Source organism: Streptomyces solicamelliae, assembly GCF_045348655.1.
Classification (GTDB): Bacteria; Actinomycetota; Actinomycetes; order Streptomycetales; family Streptomycetaceae; genus Streptomyces; species Streptomyces solicamelliae.
This window is the reverse complement of record NZ_CP160404.1, coordinates 5680161-5697904: the sequence shown is the minus strand read 5'-3', so window position 1 is coordinate 5697904 and position 17744 is coordinate 5680161. Positions and strand designations below refer to the sequence as shown.

Below are 17744 nucleotides of genomic sequence, written 5' to 3'. Positions count from 1 at the left end.
GTCATCCTCCGCCTCCGCCGATGATCACGGCGAGCGCGTCGACGCCGTCGCGGGTGCCGACGGCGACGAGCGTGTCCCCGAGGGCGAGCCGGAACTCGGGGCCGGGTGACGGGTGGACGCTGGTGCGGCGCAGTACGGCGACGACGGACGCGCCGGTGCGGGTGCGGGCGCGGGTGTCGCCGAGGACCCGGCCGGCGTACGGGGAGCGGGAGCCGACCGGGATGTGCTCGGTGACGAGGTCGAGCCCGTCGGTCTCGATGCCTTCGAGACGGGCCGGGTCGATCAAGTGGGCGAGCTGGGTGGCCTCTTCGGGTTCGAGCGCGACGGACTCGCAGGAGTCGGGGTCGTCGTGCCGGTACACCCCGACGAACCGCCGCCCGTCGTGGTGCACGACGACGGAGAGGTGCTCGCCGGACTCGGTGGTCACGTCGTACTGGGTGCCGACGCCGGGAAGCGGGATGCGACGCGTGCCCATGACGGTCGCCTCTCTGGGAACAGCGGCCGGGTGCGGCAGCGTCGCGACCGGTCAACGATTCGGACTTTCCACCGCAAAAACGACGCTCTCACGGTACCACCGGGGCCTGCCGGGAGCGGTTTCGGAGGCCGGCCGGGCCGGGCCGGCGCTACGGCCTCCGCGTCCGAATCGTTCAAGACCGGGGCCGGGTCGGGTACCTAGCGTGGGGGCATGAACGCACCTCGACTTGATCTCGTAGGACTGGTCGTGGCCGACATGGCCGCGTCGCTCGCCTTCTACCGGCGGCTGGGACTCGACCTCCCGGCCGGCGCCGAGAACGCCCCGCACGTGGAGGCCGTGCTGCCCGGGGGTCTGCGGATCGCCTGGGACACGGAGGAGGTCGTGCGGTCCTTCGACCCGCAGTGGACCCGGCCCGGCGGCGGCGACCGCATGGGGCTCGCCTTCCGCTGCGACTCCCCCGCGCAGGTGGACGCCGTGTACGAGGAGCTGGTCGCCGCCGGGCACCGCGGTCATCTGAAGCCGTGGGACGCGGAGTGGGGGCAGCGCTACGCGGTGGTGCTCGACCCGGACGGCTGCGGGGTCAGCCTCTTCGCGGACGCCACGTAGGCGCTCAGCGTGGTGCCGGCCAGCTCCCGGACCTCGCGCGCGAGGTGGGCCTGGTCGGCGCAGCCCGCCGCGCCGGCGGCGTCGGCGAACGGGACCCCGGCGGCGACCAGCGCCAGGGCGCGGCGCATCCGGAGGATCCGGGCGAGGGTCTTGGGCCCGTACCCGAAGGCCGTCAGCGAGCGCCGGTGCAACTGGCGGGCGCCCAGCCCCACCGCGTCGGCCGTCTCGGCCACGGGCCGCCCCGCCCGCAGCGCGGCCACCACGGCGCGCAGGACAGGATCCGGGGCGGGCGCCCGGGTCAGGGCCAGCTCCTCCAGGGCGGCCGCGGGGTCGGGGGCCACCGCGATCCGCTCACCGAGCCGTCGCGCCTCCGCGGCTCCCCACAGGTCCGCGAGCTCGACCCGCAGGTCCCGCAGCTCGTGCGCGGGGACGCCGAGCAGCCCCGGCGCGTCGCCGGGCGCGAACCGCACCCCGGCCCAGGCCCCGCCGTCGGCGGGCGGATGGGGGCGGGTGTCGGGCCCGGCGACGAGCAGTCGGCCCTCGGTCCACAGCAGGTCCATGCAGCCGTCGGGCAGCACCGGGCGCGCGTCACCGGCCGGCCGCCGGCCGACCGTCCAGACCACGGCCCCGTCGAGACGGGACGCCCGTTCCGCGTACACGCCCCCAGCCTAGGGGCGTCCTCAGTCGCGTTCCCAGCCGCTGTGCAGACGGGCCTTGACGTCGTCCGGCGGGAGGAACCGCGACCAGCGCTCGGGGAACTCCGAGGGCATGTCCGGGTCGTCCTCGTCGACGTCGTCCGCCTCCGCGCGGGCGCGGGCCAGCAGCTCGGCCGCCTGCGCGGCGCGGGCGCGCTCGGTGGCCTCGCGGGCGGCGGCGGTGGCGACCGAGGGCCAGACCCGGTCGATCGCCGCGTTCACCGCCGCGCCGACCAGCACCGCGAACGCCGAGATGCCGATCCACAGCAGCACCGCGATCGGCGCGGCGAGCGAGCCGTAGATCGTCGGGCCCTCGACCTGGCTGGTCAGGTAGATCCGCAGCAGGAAGCTACCGAGCACCCACATCCCGAGGGCGACCAGCGCGCCGGGGATGTCCTCGATCCACGGCGAGCGAACCGGTACGGACACGTGGTACAGCGTGGTCAGGAAGGCGACCGAGAGCAGGATGACGGCCGGCCAGTACAGCACCGACACCACTTCCGTGCCCCACGGGATCAGCTCCACCACCCGGTCGGGGCCGACCACCGCGAGCGGCAGCACCACCGCGCCGATCAGCAGCGCGACGATGTAGAGCAGGAAGGCCAGCAGCCGGGTCGCGACGATCCCGCGGTGGCCGTCGAGCCCGTACATGACCGTGATGGTGTCGATGAAGACGTTCACGGCCCGCGAGCCGGACCACAGGGCGATCGCGAAGCCGATGGAGATCAGGTCGGGCCGGCCGCCCCGGGTGACGTCCTCGAGCAGCGGTTTGGCGATGTCGTTGACGCCCCGGTCGGACAGCACCGTGCCCGAGGCTCTCAGGATGTTCTCCTGGATGGACGCGACGGTCGTGGTGTCGGTCCAGTCGTCGACGTAGCCGAGCAGACCCAGCAGACCCAGCATCAGCGGCGGCAGCGACAGCAGGGTGAAGAACGCCGCCTCGGCCGCGAGCCCGAGGATGCGGTACTCGATGCACGAGTTGACGGTGTCCTTCAGGAGCAGCCAGACCAGCTTCCGCTTCGAGACGTTGCGGTAGAGGACTCTGGCCCGGTGAAGTCGTCCCGGGGGCCGCTCGGGTGTTTCGTTTGCTGCCTGCACCTCCTTACCGTATCGGCATGGCAGCCACCACCCACACCGTGACCAACCAGGCTCCGCCCCTGGTCGGACACGACGTCTTCACGTCCGACCGGGTACTCGTCGAGGCCCTGGAGCGCCATCTGGACCCCGGGCTGCTGCCCGAGGCGCGGGAGGAGCTCTCCACGCTCGGCCTCGCCGCCGGTTCCGCGCCGGCCCAGGAATGGGGCGCCCTCGCCAACGAGTACCCGCCGAAGCTGCGCACCCACGACCGGTACGGGCACCGGATCGACGAGGTCGAGTTCCATCCTGCCTGGCACCGGCTGCTCGGCCACGCCGTGGGCGCGGGCCTGACGAACGCCTGGGGCCGGCCGGGCGGTCATCTGCGGCGCGCCGCCGGGTTCCTGGTGTGGACCCAGGTGGAGGCCGGGCACGGCTGCCCGCTGTCGATGACGCACGCCGCGGTGCCCGCGCTGCGGGTCGACCCGGAGCTGGCCGCCGAGTGGGAGCCGCGGCTGACCTCGCAGGTGTACGAGCAGGGCCTGCGGCCGGCCGCGGAGAAGGCCGGCGTGCTCTTCGGGATGGGCATGACGGAGAAGCAGGGCGGCAGCGACGTCCGGGCGAACACCACGCGGGCGCGGCGGCTGGACGCCGAGGGCGAGTATCTGCTGACCGGTCACAAATGGTTCTGCTCGGCGCCGATGTCGGACGGGTTCCTGGTCCTGGCGCAGGCGCCCGGCGGGCTGACGTGCTTCCTGGTGCCGCGGGTGCTCCCGGACGGCAGCCGGAACGTGTTCGCGATCCAGCGGCTCAAGGACAAGCTGGGCAACAGGTCGAACGCGTCGAGCGAGGTGGAGTTCGACGGCACCTGGGCGCGCCGGGTCGGCGAGGAGGGCCGCGGGGTGCGCACCATCATCGAGATGGTGGCGGCCACCCGCCTCGACTGTGTCCTCGGCTCGGCGGCGCAGATGCGGCAGGCGCTGACGCAGGCCGTGCACCACGCCGCGTACCGCAGCGCGTTCGGCGGGCCGCTGATCGACAAGCCGCTGATGCGCAACGTGCTCGCGGACCTGGCGCTGGAGTCGGAGGCGGCGACGACGCTGGGCATGCGGCTGGCGGCGGCAGCGGACTCCGTCCAGAGCACTGGCTCCGACGCCGAGCGGGCGTTCCTGCGGCTCGCGGTGCCGGCCGCCAAGTACTGGGTGACCAAGCGCTGTACGCCGATGGTGGCGGAGGCGCTGGAGTGCCTGGGCGGCAACGGGTACGTCGAGGAGTCGGGGATGCCGCGGCTGCTGCGCGAGGCGCCGCTGAACTCGATCTGGGAGGGCTCGGGCAACGTCCAGGCGCTGGACGTGCTGCGGGCGCTGCAGAGCGAGCCGGAGGCGCTGAACGCGTTGCTGCAGGAGGTCGGGCGGGCGCGCGGGGCGGACCATCGGCTCGACCGGGCGATCAAGGACCTGCTGACCGAGCTGGCCGATCTGGACGGGATCGAGGCGCGGGCGCGGCGGGTGGTGGAGCGGATGGCGCTGGTGCTCCAGGGCTCGCTGCTGGTCCGGTTCGCGCCGCCGGAGGTCGCGGACGCGTTCTGCGGTTCGCGGCTCGGCAGGGACTGGGGGACGGCGTTCGGGACGCTTCCGCACTCGCTCGATCTGGCGAAGGTGGTGGAGCGGGCGCGGGTGGCCGTCTGAGCCCTCCGGGAACGTGAAAGCCGAGGGTGGTGCTGCGCCGACACGGCACCACCCTCCGCTGGTGCATCAGATTCACGCACCTTCGGGGGATCCGCCAGAGTTGCAGACAGTTGCAGGATTGTCCGAACCGCCCCGCGCCGGGGAGGCCGGGGCGGCACGATGGCCCTGCAAGGCCGCGCAGTGCAGAACCGATACAGCACCACCGGTGCCCGGGGGATACCGATGAACGACACCGCGCTCGACCTGCGCCGGCTGGCCGCCATGGACGCCGCCCAGGCTTCCCGGCTGCTCCACCGGGTACGGGAGGAGACACTGGCCGGCCGGCGGCCGCCGATCGCACCGCGTCCGGTGATCGGCGCGTCGTGGCGGCGGATGACGCGGCTGGGCCTGGACCCGGACCAGAGCAGCGCGTCCGAGCTGCTGCGTCTGGACGAGCTGGAGGAACGCCGGCGGACGACGACGATCGGCGAGGTGATGCGGACGCTCAGCGCCGGTCTCGCCGGGATCGCCGACGCCTCGCTGCAGATCATGGTGGTCACCGACGAGCACGGCCGGGTGCTGTGGCGCCAGGGCAACCTGTCGGTGCTGCGCAAGGCGCACGGGATCTGCCTGGAGGAGGGCGCGGCCTGGGCCGAGGCGAGCACCGGCACGAACGCGGTGGGCACGGCGCTGGCGGTACGGAAGGCCGTTCAGGTCCACTCGGCCGAGCACTATCTGCAGACCCTGCACAACTGGACCTGCGCGGCCGCGCCGGTGCACGATCCGCGCGACCAGCGGCTGCTCGGGATCGTGGACGTGAGCGGTCCGGCGTCGAGCTTCCACCCGGCGACGCTGGCGCTGGTGGGTTCGGTGGCGCAGCTGGCCGAGGCGGAGCTGCGGGAGCGGCATCTGCGGTCGGTCGAGCGGCTGCGGGCGGTGGCCGCGCCGATCCTGTGCCGGGTGGGTGGCCGGGCGATCGCGGTGGACGCGCACGGCTGGACGGCGGCGGTGACCGGGATGGCGCCGGTGGACCGGGTGACGCTGCCGAAGTCGTTCCGGGCCGGACGGGTGTGGCTGCCGGCGCTCGGGATGTGCGCGGTGGAGCCGCTGCCGGGCGGCTGGCTGCTGCGGGTGGAGGACGGGACGCCGGCCGAGACGGCCGGCAGCCGGGTGGTGCTCGACCTGAGCCGGCCGCGCCGCTGGACGGTCGCGGTGTCCGGGGCGGCGGGCAGCTGGACGCAGGAGCTGAGCCCGCGCCACGCGGAGCTGCTGTGGGTGCTGGCCCGCAGCCCGCAGGGGCGGACGGCCGCGGAGCTGGCGGAGGACGTGTTCGGCGACCGGACGCGGACGGTGACGGTGCGGGCGGAGATGTCCCGGGTCCGCCGCAACCTCGCGGGCGTGCTGGCGCACCGTCCGTACCGCTTCCGCGAGGAGGTCGCGGTGGAACTGATCGCGCCGGACGACCCCGACGGTCTCCTCCCCCACTCGACGGCTCCCGCGGTCCTGGCGGCCCGCACGGACCTCCCGTCGGAGGGCGCCCCCTAGCCGAGGGTGTCCGCCATACGGACGGGTGGCTCACAGAGCGGATGGCCGGGCTGTGCGGCCGGCTGCCGAGCCCCGGAGCCGCCCGGCCCGGGGCCGGGCGGGGTCGGCCCCGTACCCACCCGGCCTGGGAATCTCGCCCTCCGCATGATGCGATGGGCCCATGAGCACCATCACTCTCACCACCTGGTCCCTCGAACAGACCGCCCCGTCCGACCTGCACCCCGCCGCCCCGCCCGAGGGCGACGACATAACCGTCGTGCGGGCGGAACTGCCCTCGCCGGAGTTCAGCCGCTTCCTCTACACCGCGGTCGGCGGCGACATCCGGTGGAACGACCGGCTGCCGCTGACGTACAAGGAGTGGCAGCAGATCGTCGAGAAGCCGGGCGCCGAGCTCTGGGTGGCGTACGAGAAGGGGACGCCGGCCGGGTACGTGGAGCTGGACCCGCAGGACGACGGTGTGGTGGAGATCGTCTACTTCGGCCTCATCCCGGCCTTCCGGGGCCGCCGGATCGGCGGCCATCTGCTCTCCGAGGGCGTACGGCGCGCCTGGGACCTGGCCGAGCGCTGGCCGGACCGGGAGCCGACCCGGCGGGTGTGGCTGCACACCTGCTCGCTGGACGGGCCGCACGCCATGGACAACTACAAGCGTCGTGGGTTCCGGCTGTTCGACACCAAGGTCGAGGAGGTCGAGGAGTCCGCGACCCCCGGCCCCTGGCCCGGCGCGCACGCCTGACGCACACCGCACGCGCACCTCTCGCCCGCCCGGGTCCGGGCGGCGTCCCTGGGCCCGCAGGAGGGCCCGACGTGACCCAGAGCACACCGTCTCGCGATGCGGGACGGTGATGTCCACATGATGGATGAAGCTGGACTGGGTCCAAAGTCCCGTGACACTCTGCGGTCATGTCTGGAACTGGAATTGCCTTGGTGAGTCGGCGGCACGTCGACCTAGGCCGCATGTCCAGCGCCATGTGTCCGGTGCGCTGAGAGAACCAGCAACACCGCGATTCCCTTTCTGCCCGATTCTGCTGCGCACCGTCGCGCCATCCTCTGACGCCTGCCTGAAGGTGCAGGTCAGAGCCGCCCTCCTGCAGTCCCGAAGGACGAAACGCCATGGCCGCCACCCCGGAAAACCCCACCCCCGCCACGCCCCGCCGCAAGGTGAGCCGTCACCGTGGTGAGGGCCAGTGGGCCGCGGGGCACTTCACCCCGCTGAACGGCAATGAGCAGTTCAAGAAGGACGACGACGGTCTCAATGTACGGACACGTATTGAGACGATCTACTCCAAGCGCGGTTTCGACTCGATCGACCCGAACGACCTGCGCGGCCGCATGCGCTGGTGGGGCCTCTACACCCAGCGCAAGGAAGGTCTGGACGGCACCAAGACCGGCGTCCTGGAGCCTGAGGAGCTGGACGCCGAGTACTTCATGCTCCGCGTCCGCATCGACGGGGGCCGGCTGACCACCGAGCAGCTCCGGGTGATCGGCGAGATCTCGGAGGAGTTCGCCCGCGGCACCGCCGACATCACGGACCGGCAGAACGTCCAGTACCACTGGATCCGGATCGAGGACGTCCCCGAGATCTGGAACCGCCTGGAGGCCGTCGGCCTGTCCACCACCGAGGCCTGCGGCGACACCCCGCGCGTCATCCTCGGCTCCCCGGTCGCCGGCATCGCCGAGGACGAGATCATCGACGGCACCCCGGCCATCGACGAGATCCAGCGCCGGATCATCGGCAACAAGGACTTCTCCAACCTGCCCCGCAAGTTCAAGTCCGCGATCTCCGGCTCGCCGCTGCTCGACGTGGCGCACGAGATCAACGACATCGCCTTCGTCGGCGTGAACCACCCGGAGCACGGCCCCGGTTTCGACGTCTGGGTCGGCGGCGGTCTGTCGACCAACCCCAAGCTGGGCGTGCGCCTCGGCACCTGGGTCTCGCTCGACGAGGTCCCGGACGTGTACGAGGGCGTCATCTCGATCTTCCGCGACTACGGCTACCGCCGGCTGCGCAACCGCGCCCGGCTGAAGTTCCTGGTCGCCGACTGGGGCCCGGAGAAGTTCCGTCAGGTCCTGGAGGACGAGTACCTGAAGCGGAAGCTCACCGACGGCCCCGCGCCGGAGGAGCCCGCCGGTCGGTGGCGCGACCACGTCGGCGTCCACAAGCAGCAGGACGGCCGCTACTACGTCGGCTTCGCGCCGCGGGTCGGCCGGGTCGACGGCGCCACCCTGACGAAGATCGCCGAGACCGCGGAGGCACACGGCTCCGGCCGGGTGCGCACCACCGCCGAGCAGAAGATGCTCGTCCTCGACGTCGAGGAGGCGCAGGTCGAGTCGCTGGTCTCCGCCCTGGAGGCGCTGGACCTGCGGGTCACCCCGACGCCGTTCCGCCGCGGCACGATGGCCTGCACCGGCATCGAGTTCTGCAAGCTGGCGATCGTCGAGACCAAGGGCCGCGGCTCCTCGCTCATCGACGAACTCGAGCGCCGTATCCCCGAGTTCGACGAGCCGCTCACCATCAACATCAACGGCTGCCCGAACGCCTGCGCCCGTATCCAGGTCGCGGACATCGGTCTCAAGGGCCAGCTGGTCCTGGACGACGACGGCAACCGCGTCGAGGGCTACCAGGTCCACCTGGGCGGCGCCCTCGGCCTGGAGGCCGGCTTCGGCCGCAAGGTCCGCGGCCTGAAGGTCACCGCCGCCGGGCTGCCCGACTACGTCGAGCGGGTGCTCCGCCGCTACCTCGCCGAGCGCGAGGACGGCGAGCGTTTCGCCACCTGGACGGCGCGCGCGTCGGAAGAGGCCCTGTCGTGAGCGGGCGGGCCGCGCCGTTCCACTGCCCGTACTGCGGCGACGAGGATCTGCGCCCGCACGAGCAGGGCGGTCACGGCGCGTGGGAATGCCGGGCGTGCAGTCGAGCCTTCCAGCTGAAGTTCCTGGGGCTCCTCGCCCCGGGCGCTTCGAGCAACTCCATCGGAGGGGAAGAGATATGACGATCACCCAGGACGCGACCGCGGCCGACCTGAAGGCACTCGCGGAGCAGGCCGGCCGTGAGCTGGAGGACGCCTCCGCGCTGGAGATCCTGCAGTGGGCGGCCGAGACCTTCGGCCCGCGCTTCTGCGTCACCTCGTCCATGGAGGACGCGGTGGTCGCCCACCTCGCCGCCCGCGCCATGCCCGGCGTGGACGTGGTCTTCCTCGACACCGGCTACCACTTCCCGGAGACCATCGGCACCCGGGACGCGGTGGACGCGGTGATGGACGTCAACGTCATCACCCTGACCCCGCGTCAGACGGTGGCGGAGCAGGACGCCGAGTACGGCCCGAAGCTGCACGAGCGCGACCCCGACCTGTGCTGCGCGCTGCGCAAGGTCAAGCCGCTGGAGGAGGGCCTGACCGAGTACGCCGCGTGGGCGACCGGTCTGCGCCGTGACGAGTCCCCGACCCGGGCGAACACCCCGGTCGTCGGCTGGGACGAGAAGCGGCGGAAGGTCAAGGTCTCCCCGATCGCCCGCTGGACGCAGGACGACGTGGACGCGTACGTCGCCGAGCACGGCGTGCTCACCAACCCGCTGCTGATGGACGGTTACGCCTCCGTCGGCTGCGCCCCCTGCACCCGCCGGGTCCTGGAGGGCGAGGACGCCCGCGCCGGACGCTGGGCGGGCCGGGCCAAGACGGAGTGCGGGCTGCACGGATGACGGACACTCAGGAAGTTCAGGAGAAGCACGTGACGGGTGCCACCATCTGGCTCACCGGTCTGCCGAGCGCCGGCAAGACGACCATCGCCTACGAACTGGCCGGACGGCTGCGCGGCGAGGGCCACCGGGTCGAGGTGCTCGACGGCGACGAGATCCGCGAGTTCCTCTCCGCGGGCCTCGGCTTCAGCCGCGAGGACCGGCACACCAACGTGCAGCGGATCGGCTTCGTCGCCGAACTGCTCGCCTCCCACGGCGTGAAGGTCCTCGTCCCGGTCATCGCCCCGTACGAGGACAGCCGCGAGGCGGTCCGCAAGCGGCACGCCTCCGAGGGCACCGCGTACGTCGAGGTGCACATCGCCACTCCGGTCGAGGTGTGCTCGGTCCGCGACGTGAAGGGGCTGTACGCCAAGCAGGCCGCGGGCGAGCTCAGCGGACTGACCGGTGTCGACGACCCGTACGACGAGCCGAAGAACCCCGATCTGCGGATCGAGTCACAGAACCAGACCGTGCAGGAGTCGGCAGCGACCGTCCATGCGCTGCTCACCGAGAGGGGTCTGCTGTGAGCGACGCACGCGCGGCCACCGGCCCGCAGACAAGCACGAAAGCCGCAGCGGTGCGCCGCGCGGGCGGAGAAGCGAACGAAGGGGTTGCAGCATGACGACCGTCGCTCATGTCCACGAGGCGACGGACAGCCCGTTCGCGCTGTCGCACCTCGACTCGCTGGAGTCCGAGGCCGTCCACATCTTCCGCGAGGTGGCGGGCGAGTTCGAGCGGCCGGTGATCCTGTTCTCCGGCGGCAAGGACTCCATCGTCATGCTGCACCTGGCGCTGAAGGCCTTCGCCCCCGCGGCGATCCCCTTCACGCTGCTGCACGTCGACACCGGGCACAACTTCCCCGAGGTCCTCGAGTACCGCGACCGCGTCGTCGCCGAGCACGGGCTGCGGCTGCACGTCGCCTCCGTGCAGGAGTACATCGACGCCGGCAAGCTGCGCGAGCGCCCCGACGGCACCCGCAACCCGCTGCAGACCGTCCCGCTCACCGAGGCGATCCAGCAGCACCGCTTCGACGCCGTCTTCGGCGGCGGCCGCCGCGACGAGGAGAAGGCCCGCGCCAAGGAGCGGGTCTTCAGCCTCCGCGACGAGTTCTCCCAGTGGGACCCGCGCCGCCAGCGCCCCGAGCTGTGGCAGCTGTACAACGGCCGGCACGCCCCCGGCGAGCACGTCCGCGTGTTCCCGCTGTCCAACTGGACCGAGCTGGACGTCTGGCAGTACATCGCCCGCGAGGGCATCGAACTGCCGGAGATCTACTTCGCCCACGAGCGCGAGGTCTTCGCCCGCAACGGCATGTGGCTGACGGCCGGCGACTGGGGCGGCCCCAAGGACACCGAGACGGTGGAGACGCGGCTCATCCGCTACCGCACCGTCGGCGACATGTCCTGCACCGGCGCCGTCGACTCCGACGCCACCACGCTGGACGCCGTCATCGCCGAGATCGCCGCCTCCCGCCTCACCGAGCGGGGCGCGACCCGCGCCGACGACAAGATGTCCGAGGCCGCGATGGAAGACCGCAAGCGCGAAGGGTACTTCTAGCCATGACGAGCACGACCGAGCAGTTCGCCGACGTCGCGGCGACCACCCTGCTGCGTTTCGCCACCGCCGGATCCGTCGACGACGGCAAGTCCACCCTCGTGGGCCGGCTCCTGCACGACTCCAAGTCCGTCCTCACCGACCAGCTGGAGGCCGTGGAGCACGCCTCCCGGTCCCGCGGCCAGGAGGCCCCGGACCTGGCGCTGCTCACCGACGGTCTGCGGGCCGAGCGCGAGCAGGGCATCACCATCGACGTGGCGTACCGCTACTTCGCGACCCCGCGCCGCCGGTTCATCCTGGCGGACACCCCGGGGCACGTGCAGTACACCCGGAACATGGTCACCGGCGCCTCGACGGCCGAGCTGGCCGTGGTCCTGGTCGACGCCCGCAACGGCGTCGTCGAGCAGACCCGCCGGCACGCCGCCGTGGCCGCGCTGCTGCGCGTCCCGCACGTGGTCCTCGCCGTGAACAAGATGGACCTCGTCGACTACGCGGAGCCCGTCTTCGCCGCCATCGCCGAGGAGTTCACCGCGTACGCCACCGACCTCGGCGTCCCGGAGATCACCGCGATCCCGATCTCCGCGCTGGCCGGCGACAACGTCGTGGAGCCGTCCGCCAACATGGACTGGTACGGCGGCCCGACGGTCCTGGAGCACCTGGAGACCGTGCCGGTCAGCCACGACCTGACGGCCTGCCACGCCCGTTTCCCGGTCCAGTACGTGATCCGCCCGCAGACCGCCGAGCACCCCGACTACCGCGGCTACGCGGGCCAGATCGCGGCCGGCGCGTTCCGGGTCGGCGAGAAGATCACCGTCCTGCCGTCGGGCAAGCAGTCCACGATCGCCGCGATCGACGCGCTCGGCGAGCCGGTGGACATCGCCTGGGCCCCGCAGTCGGTGACGATCCGCCTCGCGGACGACATCGACATCTCGCGCGGCGACCTGCTCGCCCCGAGCGGCGACGCCCCGGCGACCAGCCAGGACGTCGTGGCGACCGTCTGCCACGTGGCGGACCAGCCGCTGACCGTCGGCCAGCGGGTGCTGCTCAAGCACACCACCCGCACCGTCAAGGCGATCGTGAAGGAGATCCCGTCCCGGCTCACCCTGGACGACCTCTCCCAGCACCCGAACCCGGGGCAGCTGGTCGCCAACGACATCGGCCAGGTCACGGTCCGCACGGCCGAGCCGCTCGCGCTCGACGCGTACGCGGACTCCCGCCGCACCGGCTCCTTCCTGCTGATCGACCCCGCCGACGGCACCACCCTCGCGGCCGGCATGGCCGGTGAGTCGTTCGCCTCCACCGCGCAGGCGAAGGCGACCGACGACGAGGACGGGTGGGACTTCTGATGACCGACGTCTACGCGACCTTCGCCAAGGAGGGCGGCCGGGTCGGCTCCGGCACCCTCGGCGCGGGCACGGGAGGTGTCACGCGATGTGCGTGCTGACACCGCTGCGCGCCGTACGCGGCGCGCTCCCGCTCCGCCCCGCGCGACATCGACACAGACGAAGATCCAGAAGACCCTGAACCGGAGGGGACCACTCCCGTGTCTGCCACCACCCGTACCGCCCTGCGCCGCGGCCTCGCCGCAGCCGCCGCTCTGCCTCTGCTGATCGGCGCCCTGGCCTCGTGCGGCTACGGCTCCCAGGCCAAGAGTGACGAGAAGAAGGTGGCCGCCGAGGGCAAGAAGCTCTCCGCCGACTCCGTACGACTCGGGTACTTCCCCAACCTGACGCACGCCACCGCCCTGATCGGGCATCAGGAAGGCATCTTCCAGAAGGAGCTGGGCGGCACCGAGCTGAAGGTCTCGACCTTCAACGCCGGTCCCTCCGAGATCGAGGCGCTGAACGCCGACTCGATCGACATCGGCTTCATCGGCCCCTCCCCCGCGATCAACGGCTACACCAAGTCCAAGGGCTCCAACCTGCGCATCGTCGCCGGCTCCGCATCCGGCGGCGTGAAGCTCGTGGTCAACCCGACGAAGATCAAGACCCTGGACGACGTCAAGGGCAAGCGGATCGCCACCCCGCAGCTCGGCAACACGCAGGACGTGGCCTTCCTCAACTGGATCTCGGAGCAGGGCTGGAAGGTCGACTCGCAGTCCGGCAAGGGCGACGTCTCGGTGCTCCGCACCGACAACAAGGTGACCCCCGACGCGTACACGTCCGGTTCCGTGGACGGCGCGTGGGTGCCGGAGCCGACCGCCTCGAAGCTGGTCGGCGAGGGCGCGAAGGTGCTGCTCGACGAGTCGGACCTGTGGCCCGACAAGAAGTTCGTGATCACCAACATCATCGTGTCGCAGAAGTTCCTGAAGGAGCACCCGGACGTCGTCGAGGCGGTGCTGCGCGGCTCGGTGAAGACCAACGCCTGGATCAACGCCAACCCGGAGCAGGCGAAGGCCGCGGCCAACGCCAAGCTCAAGGAACTCACCGGCAAGCCCCTGGGCGACAAGGTCATCGACGGCGCCTGGCCGTCGATCCAGTTCACGGACGACCCGCTGGCCGCCACGCTCCAGGCCCAGGCCGAGCACGCGGTGAAGGCCGGGCTGCTCGACAAGCCCGACCTGGCCGGCATCTACGACCTGAAGCCGCTCAACAAGGTCCTGAAGACCGCGGGCCGGCCCGAGGTCGCCGACGCGGGCCTCGGCGCGAAGTAAGCCGGCAGACACCCAACCCCAGGAGGTGACGACCATGGCCACGACCACGACGCTCGCCAAGGCCGAGGACCGCGCCGAGGCGCTCGGTCACGCCGCGCGCATCGCGCACGTCTCGAAGTCCTTCGGCGGCCCCTCGGGCGGCCAGCTCGTGCTGGACGACATCTCGCTGGATGTCGCCCCGGGCGAGTTCGTCACCCTCCTGGGTGCCTCGGGCTGCGGCAAGTCGACGCTGCTCAACCTGGTCGCCGGGCTCGACCGGCCGTCCGCGGGGTCCATCGAGACCCCCGGCGGCCGGCCGGCCCTGATGTTCCAGGAGCACGCCCTGTTCCCGTGGCTCACCGCGGGCAAGAACATCGAACTCGCGCTGAAGCTGCGCGGGGTGCCGAAGGCCGAGCGCCGCCCCGAGGCCGAGCGGCTGCTCGAACTGGTGCGGCTCGGCGGCTCGTACGGCAAGCGGGTGCACGAGCTGTCCGGCGGCATGCGGCAGCGGGTCGCCCTGGCCCGGGCACTGGCCCAGGCCAGCGATCTGCTGCTGATGGACGAGCCGTTCGCGGCGCTCGACGCCATCACCCGGGACGTGCTGCACGACGAGCTGACCCGGATCTGGCGGGAGACGAAGCTGTCGGTCCTCTTCGTCACCCACAACGTGCGCGAGGCCGTGCGGCTGGCCGAGCGCGTGGTGCTGCTGTCGTCCCGGCCGGGCCGGATCGCCCGCGAGTGGACGATCGACATCCCGCAGCCGCGCCGCATCGAGGACGCCGCCGTGGCGGAGCTTTCCGTCGAGATCACCGAAGAACTGCGTGGGGAGATCCGCCGTCATGGCCAGCACTGAGACACCCGCCCGGAAGGGCGACGACCTCGCGGGTCTGGAGGCCGGGCTCGACGCGCTGGACAGCGTGCAGATCCGCCGTACCCCGGTGCGCGAGGTGCTGCTGAAGAAGGTCCTGCCGCCGGTCATCGCCGTCGTGCTGGTCCTCGCGGTCTGGCAGGCCCTGGTCATCGCCGAGGTCGCCGACGAGGGCAAGCTGCCCTCCCCCGGCGCGGTCTGGGCCAGCCTGGAGACCATGTGGCTCGAGGGCACGCTGCTCGACGTGCTGTGGACCAGCGTGTCCCGGGCCCTGCTCGGCTTCCTGCTCGCCCTCGCCATCGGCACCCCGCTGGGTCTGCTCGTGGCCCGGGTCGGCGCCGTGCGGGCGGCGATCGGCCCGATCCTGTCCGGACTGCAGTCGCTGCCGTCGGTCGCCTGGGTGGCCCCGGCCGTGCTGTGGCTGGGCCTGAACGACCAGATGATGTTCGCCGTCATCCTGCTCGGCGCGGTCCCCTCGATCGCCAACGGCCTGGTGGCCGGCGTCGACCAGGTCCCCCCGCTGTTCCTGCGGGCCGGGCGCACCCTCGGCGCGACCGGACTCAAGGGCGCCTGGCACATCGTCATGCCGGCCGCACTGCCCGGCTACCTCGCGGGCCTGAAGCAGGGCTGGGCCTTCTCCTGGCGCTCGCTCATGGCCGCCGAGATCATCGCCTCCTCCCCCGACCTCGGCCTGGGCCTCGGCCAGCTGCTCGAGAACGGCCGCAACAACTTCGACATGCCCGGCATCTTCCTCGCCATCATCCTGATCCTGCTCGTCGGCGTCGCCATCGACCTGCTGATCTTCAGCCCGCTCGAGCGCACCGTGCTCCGCCGCCGCGGCCTGCTGGTGAAGAGCTGATCCCATGAGCGCGCCGACCCTCCTCGTCATCGCCCACGGCAGCCGCGATCCGCGGCACGCCGCGACCGTGCACGCGCTGGTGCGCGCCGCCGCGGCGCTGCGGCCGGGGCTGCGCGTGGAGACGGCGTTCCTCGACTTCGACCTGCCGTCGGTGTCCGGGGTGCTCGACCGGCTGGCGGCGGAGGAGGTCCGCGACGTGGTGGCGCTGCCGCTGCTGCTGACCCGGGCCTTCCACGCGAAGTCGGACGTGCCCGCCGTGCTGCGGGCCGCCCCGGCCTCGCTCCGGATCCGGCAGGCCGAGGTGCTCGGCCCGTCGCCGCTCCTGCCGGCGGCGGTCGAACGGCGGCTGTACGAGGCGGGCCTGACGCCCGCCGACAAGAGCGCGACCGGGGTCGTCCTGGCCTCGGCGGGCTCCACCGACCCGGAGGCGATCGCAGCGATCGCACACACGGCGCGGGAGCTGCGGCGCACCGGTTGGTGCTCCGTGCGTCCTGCGTTCGCCTCCGCTGTAACTGCCGGGGGCTTCCCGCGTACCGAGGACGCGGTGCGCGCGCTGCGCGCCGACGGGGTCCGCCGGGTGGCGGTCGCCCCGTACGTGATCGCCCCCGGGCGGCTGCCGGACCGCATCGCGGCAGGCGCCCGGGACGGCGGCGCGGACGTGCTCGCCGACGTGCTCGGCCCGTCGCCGGAGCTGGCCCGGCTGCTGCTCGAACGGTACGACGGCGCGCGGGCCGAGGAGCGGCTGGCCGCCTAGCGCGGTGCCGCTCACCCGAAGTCGAGGCCGCCGGTACGGGTCCGCTTCAGCTCGAACAGGTCGGGGTGGCTCGCGAGCACGCGGAAGCTGTCGAAGAGTTCCGCCGCCTTCTCGCCGCGCGGGATGGCCCGCAGCACCGGGCCGAACCAGGCCGTGCCGTCCACATGGATCGTCGGGGTGCCGACGTAGCCGCCCGCCTCGGGGTCCTGGCCGGCGTCGTGACTGACCCGCACGGTGTCGTCGAACGCGGAGTCGTGGGCCGCGGCGGCCAGTTCGGCCGGCAGGCCCAGCTCGGCGAGGGACTCGGCGACGACCTCGTCGAAGTCCTCCATCTTCTTCTCGTGGATCCGGGTCCCGTACGCGGTGTACAGGTCCCGCAGCACCTGCGGACCGTGCAGCGAGGCCGCCGCGGCGGCGACCCGCACCGGGCCGATCGACTTGTCGACGAGCGTGCGGTACCAGTCCGGGAGCTCGTTGCCCTCGTTGTGGAAGTACAGGCTCATCACGTGGAAGCGGAGTTCGACTTCGCGCTGCCGCTCGACCTCCAGCATCCAGCGGGAGGCGATCCAGGCGAACGGGCAGGCGGGGTCGAACCAGAAGTCGACGACGGGCGGGGCGACGGGTGCGGTCTCGGTGGTCATGACAGCGAGCCTAGTCAGCATGTGGCCTGTGTCAGCGGGCCAATCCGCACTCCGTCAACTGGGCCATCCACTCAGTCGCGGGTCATCTCCAGGAGCTTGACGACGGTGTTCCAGTTGCGCGAGGTCGCCACGATCCCCTTGGTCCGCGACGGCCGGTGGAGCGCCTCGCCGAGCTTGGAGCGGCCCAGGCCGTCGGGGGCGTAGAGGTACAGCACCCGGTCGCCGAGCCGGAACTCCTCGGGCAGGAAGGCCGCCGCGTCCAGGTCGGCGAAGGCCTCGGGGCCGACGGGCGCGGAGTAGTACGTGACGTGCAGCTGCCTGCCCTCCAGCTCCGCGGCCGGGAACGGGCAGGCGTCGGCGACGGCCGCGAGGTAGCCGGCGTCGCGGACGAGACAGTCGACCCGGAAGCCGAAGTGCCCCTCGATCGCCTGCTCCAGCTCGGCGGCCAGTTCCTCGTCGCGGGCGTCGTCGGCCTCGGTGGTGAAGACGGCGTTGCCGCTCTGCAGGTAGGTGCGCACCCCGGTGTGGCCGAGGCTCTCGATCAGCGGGCGCAGTTCCGCCATGGGCACCTTGCGGTGACCGCTCACGTTGATCCCGCGCAGCAGGGCGGCGTAGGTGGTTGTCATGGGCACACGATAGGGCGGCCGCCG

General features: G+C 72.2%; 20 protein-coding genes. 15 read left to right on the top strand and 5 right to left on the bottom strand.

The features are described 5' to 3' along the window. Window position 1 precedes the first annotated feature (1 nt). Window positions 2-475 carry a cation:proton antiporter regulatory subunit gene (locus tag ABZO31_RS26300; protein WP_406863760.1) on the bottom strand — a complete coding sequence of 158 codons (474 nt, stop codon included), beginning with the start codon at window positions 473-475 and terminating at the stop codon, window positions 2-4. Between the two features lie 210 nt (window positions 476-685). Between ABZO31_RS26300 and ABZO31_RS26295 the strand changes: the two genes are divergently transcribed. Beyond that, entirely contained in the window at window positions 686-1081 is a 396-nt protein-coding gene (locus ABZO31_RS26295; RefSeq protein WP_406863759.1) for a VOC family protein, read from the top strand. Here ABZO31_RS26295 and ABZO31_RS26290 read toward each other — a convergent pair. Continuing rightward, window positions 1021-1740 (bottom strand): helix-turn-helix domain-containing protein, encoded by a 720-nt coding sequence (locus ABZO31_RS26290; RefSeq protein ID WP_406863758.1) that lies wholly within the window; start codon window positions 1738-1740, stop codon window positions 1021-1023. The two genes, ABZO31_RS26295 and ABZO31_RS26290, sit on opposite strands and share 61 nt — an antisense overlap. A gap of 21 nt (window positions 1741-1761) precedes the next feature. Further along, window positions 1762-2874, bottom strand: coding sequence for a YihY/virulence factor BrkB family protein (locus tag ABZO31_RS26285; RefSeq protein ID WP_406863757.1), 1113 nt, complete (start codon window positions 2872-2874; stop codon window positions 1762-1764). Window positions 2875-2891: 17 nt separating this feature from the next. On the opposite strand from ABZO31_RS26285, the gene ABZO31_RS26280 reads away from it, so the two are divergent. The 14 genes from ABZO31_RS26280 (at window position 2892) to ABZO31_RS26215 (ending at window position 16453) form a co-directional block, all read left to right on the top strand. Continuing rightward, a complete protein-coding gene (locus ABZO31_RS26280) occupies window positions 2892-4538 on the top strand; it encodes an acyl-CoA dehydrogenase family protein (protein WP_406863756.1) in 1647 nt (548 codons plus the stop codon). 222 nt (window positions 4539-4760) lie between these two features. Then, entirely contained in the window at window positions 4761-6062 is a 1302-nt protein-coding gene (locus ABZO31_RS26275; RefSeq protein ID WP_406863755.1) for a GAF domain-containing protein, read from the top strand. 160 nt (window positions 6063-6222) lie between these two features. Next, a complete protein-coding gene (locus ABZO31_RS26270; protein WP_406863754.1) occupies window positions 6223-6795 on the top strand; it encodes a GNAT family N-acetyltransferase in 573 nt (190 codons plus the stop codon). Window positions 6796-6962: 167 nt separating this feature from the next. Further along, window positions 6963-7046: a putative leader peptide gene (locus tag ABZO31_RS26265; RefSeq protein WP_329125294.1), complete on the top strand. Its 84-nt coding sequence runs from the start codon at window positions 6963-6965 to the stop codon at window positions 7044-7046. A 126-nt stretch (window positions 7047-7172) separates the two neighbouring features. After that, complete coding sequence (locus tag ABZO31_RS26260; protein ID WP_406863753.1) at window positions 7173-8870, top strand: nitrite/sulfite reductase; 1698 nt, start codon at window positions 7173-7175, stop codon at window positions 8868-8870. Continuing rightward, window positions 8867-9049 carry a hypothetical protein gene (locus tag ABZO31_RS26255; RefSeq protein ID WP_406863752.1) on the top strand — a complete coding sequence of 61 codons (183 nt, stop codon included), beginning with the start codon at window positions 8867-8869 and terminating at the stop codon, window positions 9047-9049. The genes ABZO31_RS26260 and ABZO31_RS26255 overlap by 4 nt, the downstream gene beginning before the upstream one ends. Next, the gene (locus ABZO31_RS26250) at window positions 9046-9753 is read left to right on the top strand and encodes a phosphoadenylyl-sulfate reductase (protein WP_406863751.1); all 708 of its coding nucleotides are present in this window, start codon (window positions 9046-9048) and stop codon (window positions 9751-9753) included. Before ABZO31_RS26255 ends, ABZO31_RS26250 begins: the two co-directional genes overlap by 4 nt. Beyond that, on the top strand, window positions 9750-10316 hold the full coding sequence (gene cysC, locus ABZO31_RS26245; protein WP_406863750.1) for an adenylyl-sulfate kinase: 567 nt from the start codon (window positions 9750-9752) through the stop codon (window positions 10314-10316). The genes ABZO31_RS26250 and cysC overlap by 4 nt, the downstream gene beginning before the upstream one ends. Window positions 10317-10407: 91 nt before the next feature. Continuing rightward, complete coding sequence (gene cysD, locus ABZO31_RS26240) at window positions 10408-11343, top strand: sulfate adenylyltransferase subunit CysD (protein WP_406863749.1); 936 nt, start codon at window positions 10408-10410, stop codon at window positions 11341-11343. 2 nt (window positions 11344-11345) lie between these two features. Beyond that, complete coding sequence (locus ABZO31_RS26235) at window positions 11346-12686, top strand: sulfate adenylyltransferase subunit 1 (RefSeq protein WP_406863748.1); 1341 nt, start codon at window positions 11346-11348, stop codon at window positions 12684-12686. Between the two features lie 197 nt (window positions 12687-12883). Then, window positions 12884-13993 (top strand): aliphatic sulfonate ABC transporter substrate-binding protein, encoded by a 1110-nt coding sequence (locus ABZO31_RS26230; RefSeq protein ID WP_406863747.1) that lies wholly within the window; start codon window positions 12884-12886, stop codon window positions 13991-13993. A 34-nt stretch (window positions 13994-14027) separates the two neighbouring features. Further along, complete coding sequence (locus ABZO31_RS26225) at window positions 14028-14825, top strand: ABC transporter ATP-binding protein (protein ID WP_406863746.1); 798 nt, start codon at window positions 14028-14030, stop codon at window positions 14823-14825. After that, window positions 14812-15699, top strand: coding sequence for an ABC transporter permease (locus ABZO31_RS26220; protein ID WP_406863745.1), 888 nt, complete (start codon window positions 14812-14814; stop codon window positions 15697-15699). Before ABZO31_RS26225 ends, ABZO31_RS26220 begins: the two co-directional genes overlap by 14 nt. Window positions 15700-15703: 4 nt before the next feature. After that, entirely contained in the window at window positions 15704-16453 is a 750-nt protein-coding gene (locus ABZO31_RS26215; protein WP_406863744.1) for a sirohydrochlorin chelatase, read from the top strand. A gap of 11 nt (window positions 16454-16464) precedes the next feature. On the opposite strand, the gene ABZO31_RS26210 is transcribed toward ABZO31_RS26215, so the two are convergent. Further along, a complete protein-coding gene (locus tag ABZO31_RS26210) occupies window positions 16465-17094 on the bottom strand; it encodes a DsbA family protein (protein WP_406863743.1) in 630 nt (209 codons plus the stop codon). A gap of 71 nt (window positions 17095-17165) precedes the next feature. Next, a complete protein-coding gene (locus ABZO31_RS26205) occupies window positions 17166-17720 on the bottom strand; it encodes a DUF1697 domain-containing protein (protein ID WP_406863742.1) in 555 nt (184 codons plus the stop codon). Window positions 17721-17744: the final 24 nt, after the last annotated feature.

What these genes read in the sequence shown, in the direction of transcription:
- ABZO31_RS26300 (WP_406863760.1), bottom strand. Translation starts at nt 475, where the DNA reads ATGGGCACGCGTCGCATCCCGCTTCCCGGCGTCGGCACCCAGTACGAC.
- ABZO31_RS26295 (WP_406863759.1), top strand. Translation starts at nt 686, where the DNA reads ATGAACGCACCTCGACTTGATCTCGTAGGACTGGTCGTGGCCGACATG.
- ABZO31_RS26280 (WP_406863756.1), top strand. Translation starts at nt 2,892, where the DNA reads ATGGCAGCCACCACCCACACCGTGACCAACCAGGCTCCGCCCCTGGTC.
- ABZO31_RS26275 (WP_406863755.1), top strand. Translation starts at nt 4,761, where the DNA reads ATGAACGACACCGCGCTCGACCTGCGCCGGCTGGCCGCCATGGACGCC.
- ABZO31_RS26270 (WP_406863754.1), top strand. Translation starts at nt 6,223, where the DNA reads ATGAGCACCATCACTCTCACCACCTGGTCCCTCGAACAGACCGCCCCG.
- ABZO31_RS26265 (WP_329125294.1), top strand. Translation starts at nt 6,963, where the DNA reads ATGTCTGGAACTGGAATTGCCTTGGTGAGTCGGCGGCACGTCGACCTA.
- ABZO31_RS26260 (WP_406863753.1), top strand. Translation starts at nt 7,173, where the DNA reads ATGGCCGCCACCCCGGAAAACCCCACCCCCGCCACGCCCCGCCGCAAG.
- ABZO31_RS26250 (WP_406863751.1), top strand. Translation starts at nt 9,046, where the DNA reads ATGACGATCACCCAGGACGCGACCGCGGCCGACCTGAAGGCACTCGCG.
- cysC (WP_406863750.1), top strand. Translation starts at nt 9,750, where the DNA reads ATGACGGACACTCAGGAAGTTCAGGAGAAGCACGTGACGGGTGCCACC.
- cysD (WP_406863749.1), top strand. Translation starts at nt 10,408, where the DNA reads ATGACGACCGTCGCTCATGTCCACGAGGCGACGGACAGCCCGTTCGCG.
- ABZO31_RS26235 (WP_406863748.1), top strand. Translation starts at nt 11,346, where the DNA reads ATGACGAGCACGACCGAGCAGTTCGCCGACGTCGCGGCGACCACCCTG.
- ABZO31_RS26225 (WP_406863746.1), top strand. Translation starts at nt 14,028, where the DNA reads ATGGCCACGACCACGACGCTCGCCAAGGCCGAGGACCGCGCCGAGGCG.
- ABZO31_RS26220 (WP_406863745.1), top strand. Translation starts at nt 14,812, where the DNA reads ATGGCCAGCACTGAGACACCCGCCCGGAAGGGCGACGACCTCGCGGGT.
- ABZO31_RS26215 (WP_406863744.1), top strand. Translation starts at nt 15,704, where the DNA reads ATGAGCGCGCCGACCCTCCTCGTCATCGCCCACGGCAGCCGCGATCCG.
- ABZO31_RS26210 (WP_406863743.1), bottom strand. Translation starts at nt 17,094, where the DNA reads ATGACCACCGAGACCGCACCCGTCGCCCCGCCCGTCGTCGACTTCTGG.
- ABZO31_RS26205 (WP_406863742.1), bottom strand. Translation starts at nt 17,720, where the DNA reads ATGACAACCACCTACGCCGCCCTGCTGCGCGGGATCAACGTGAGCGGT.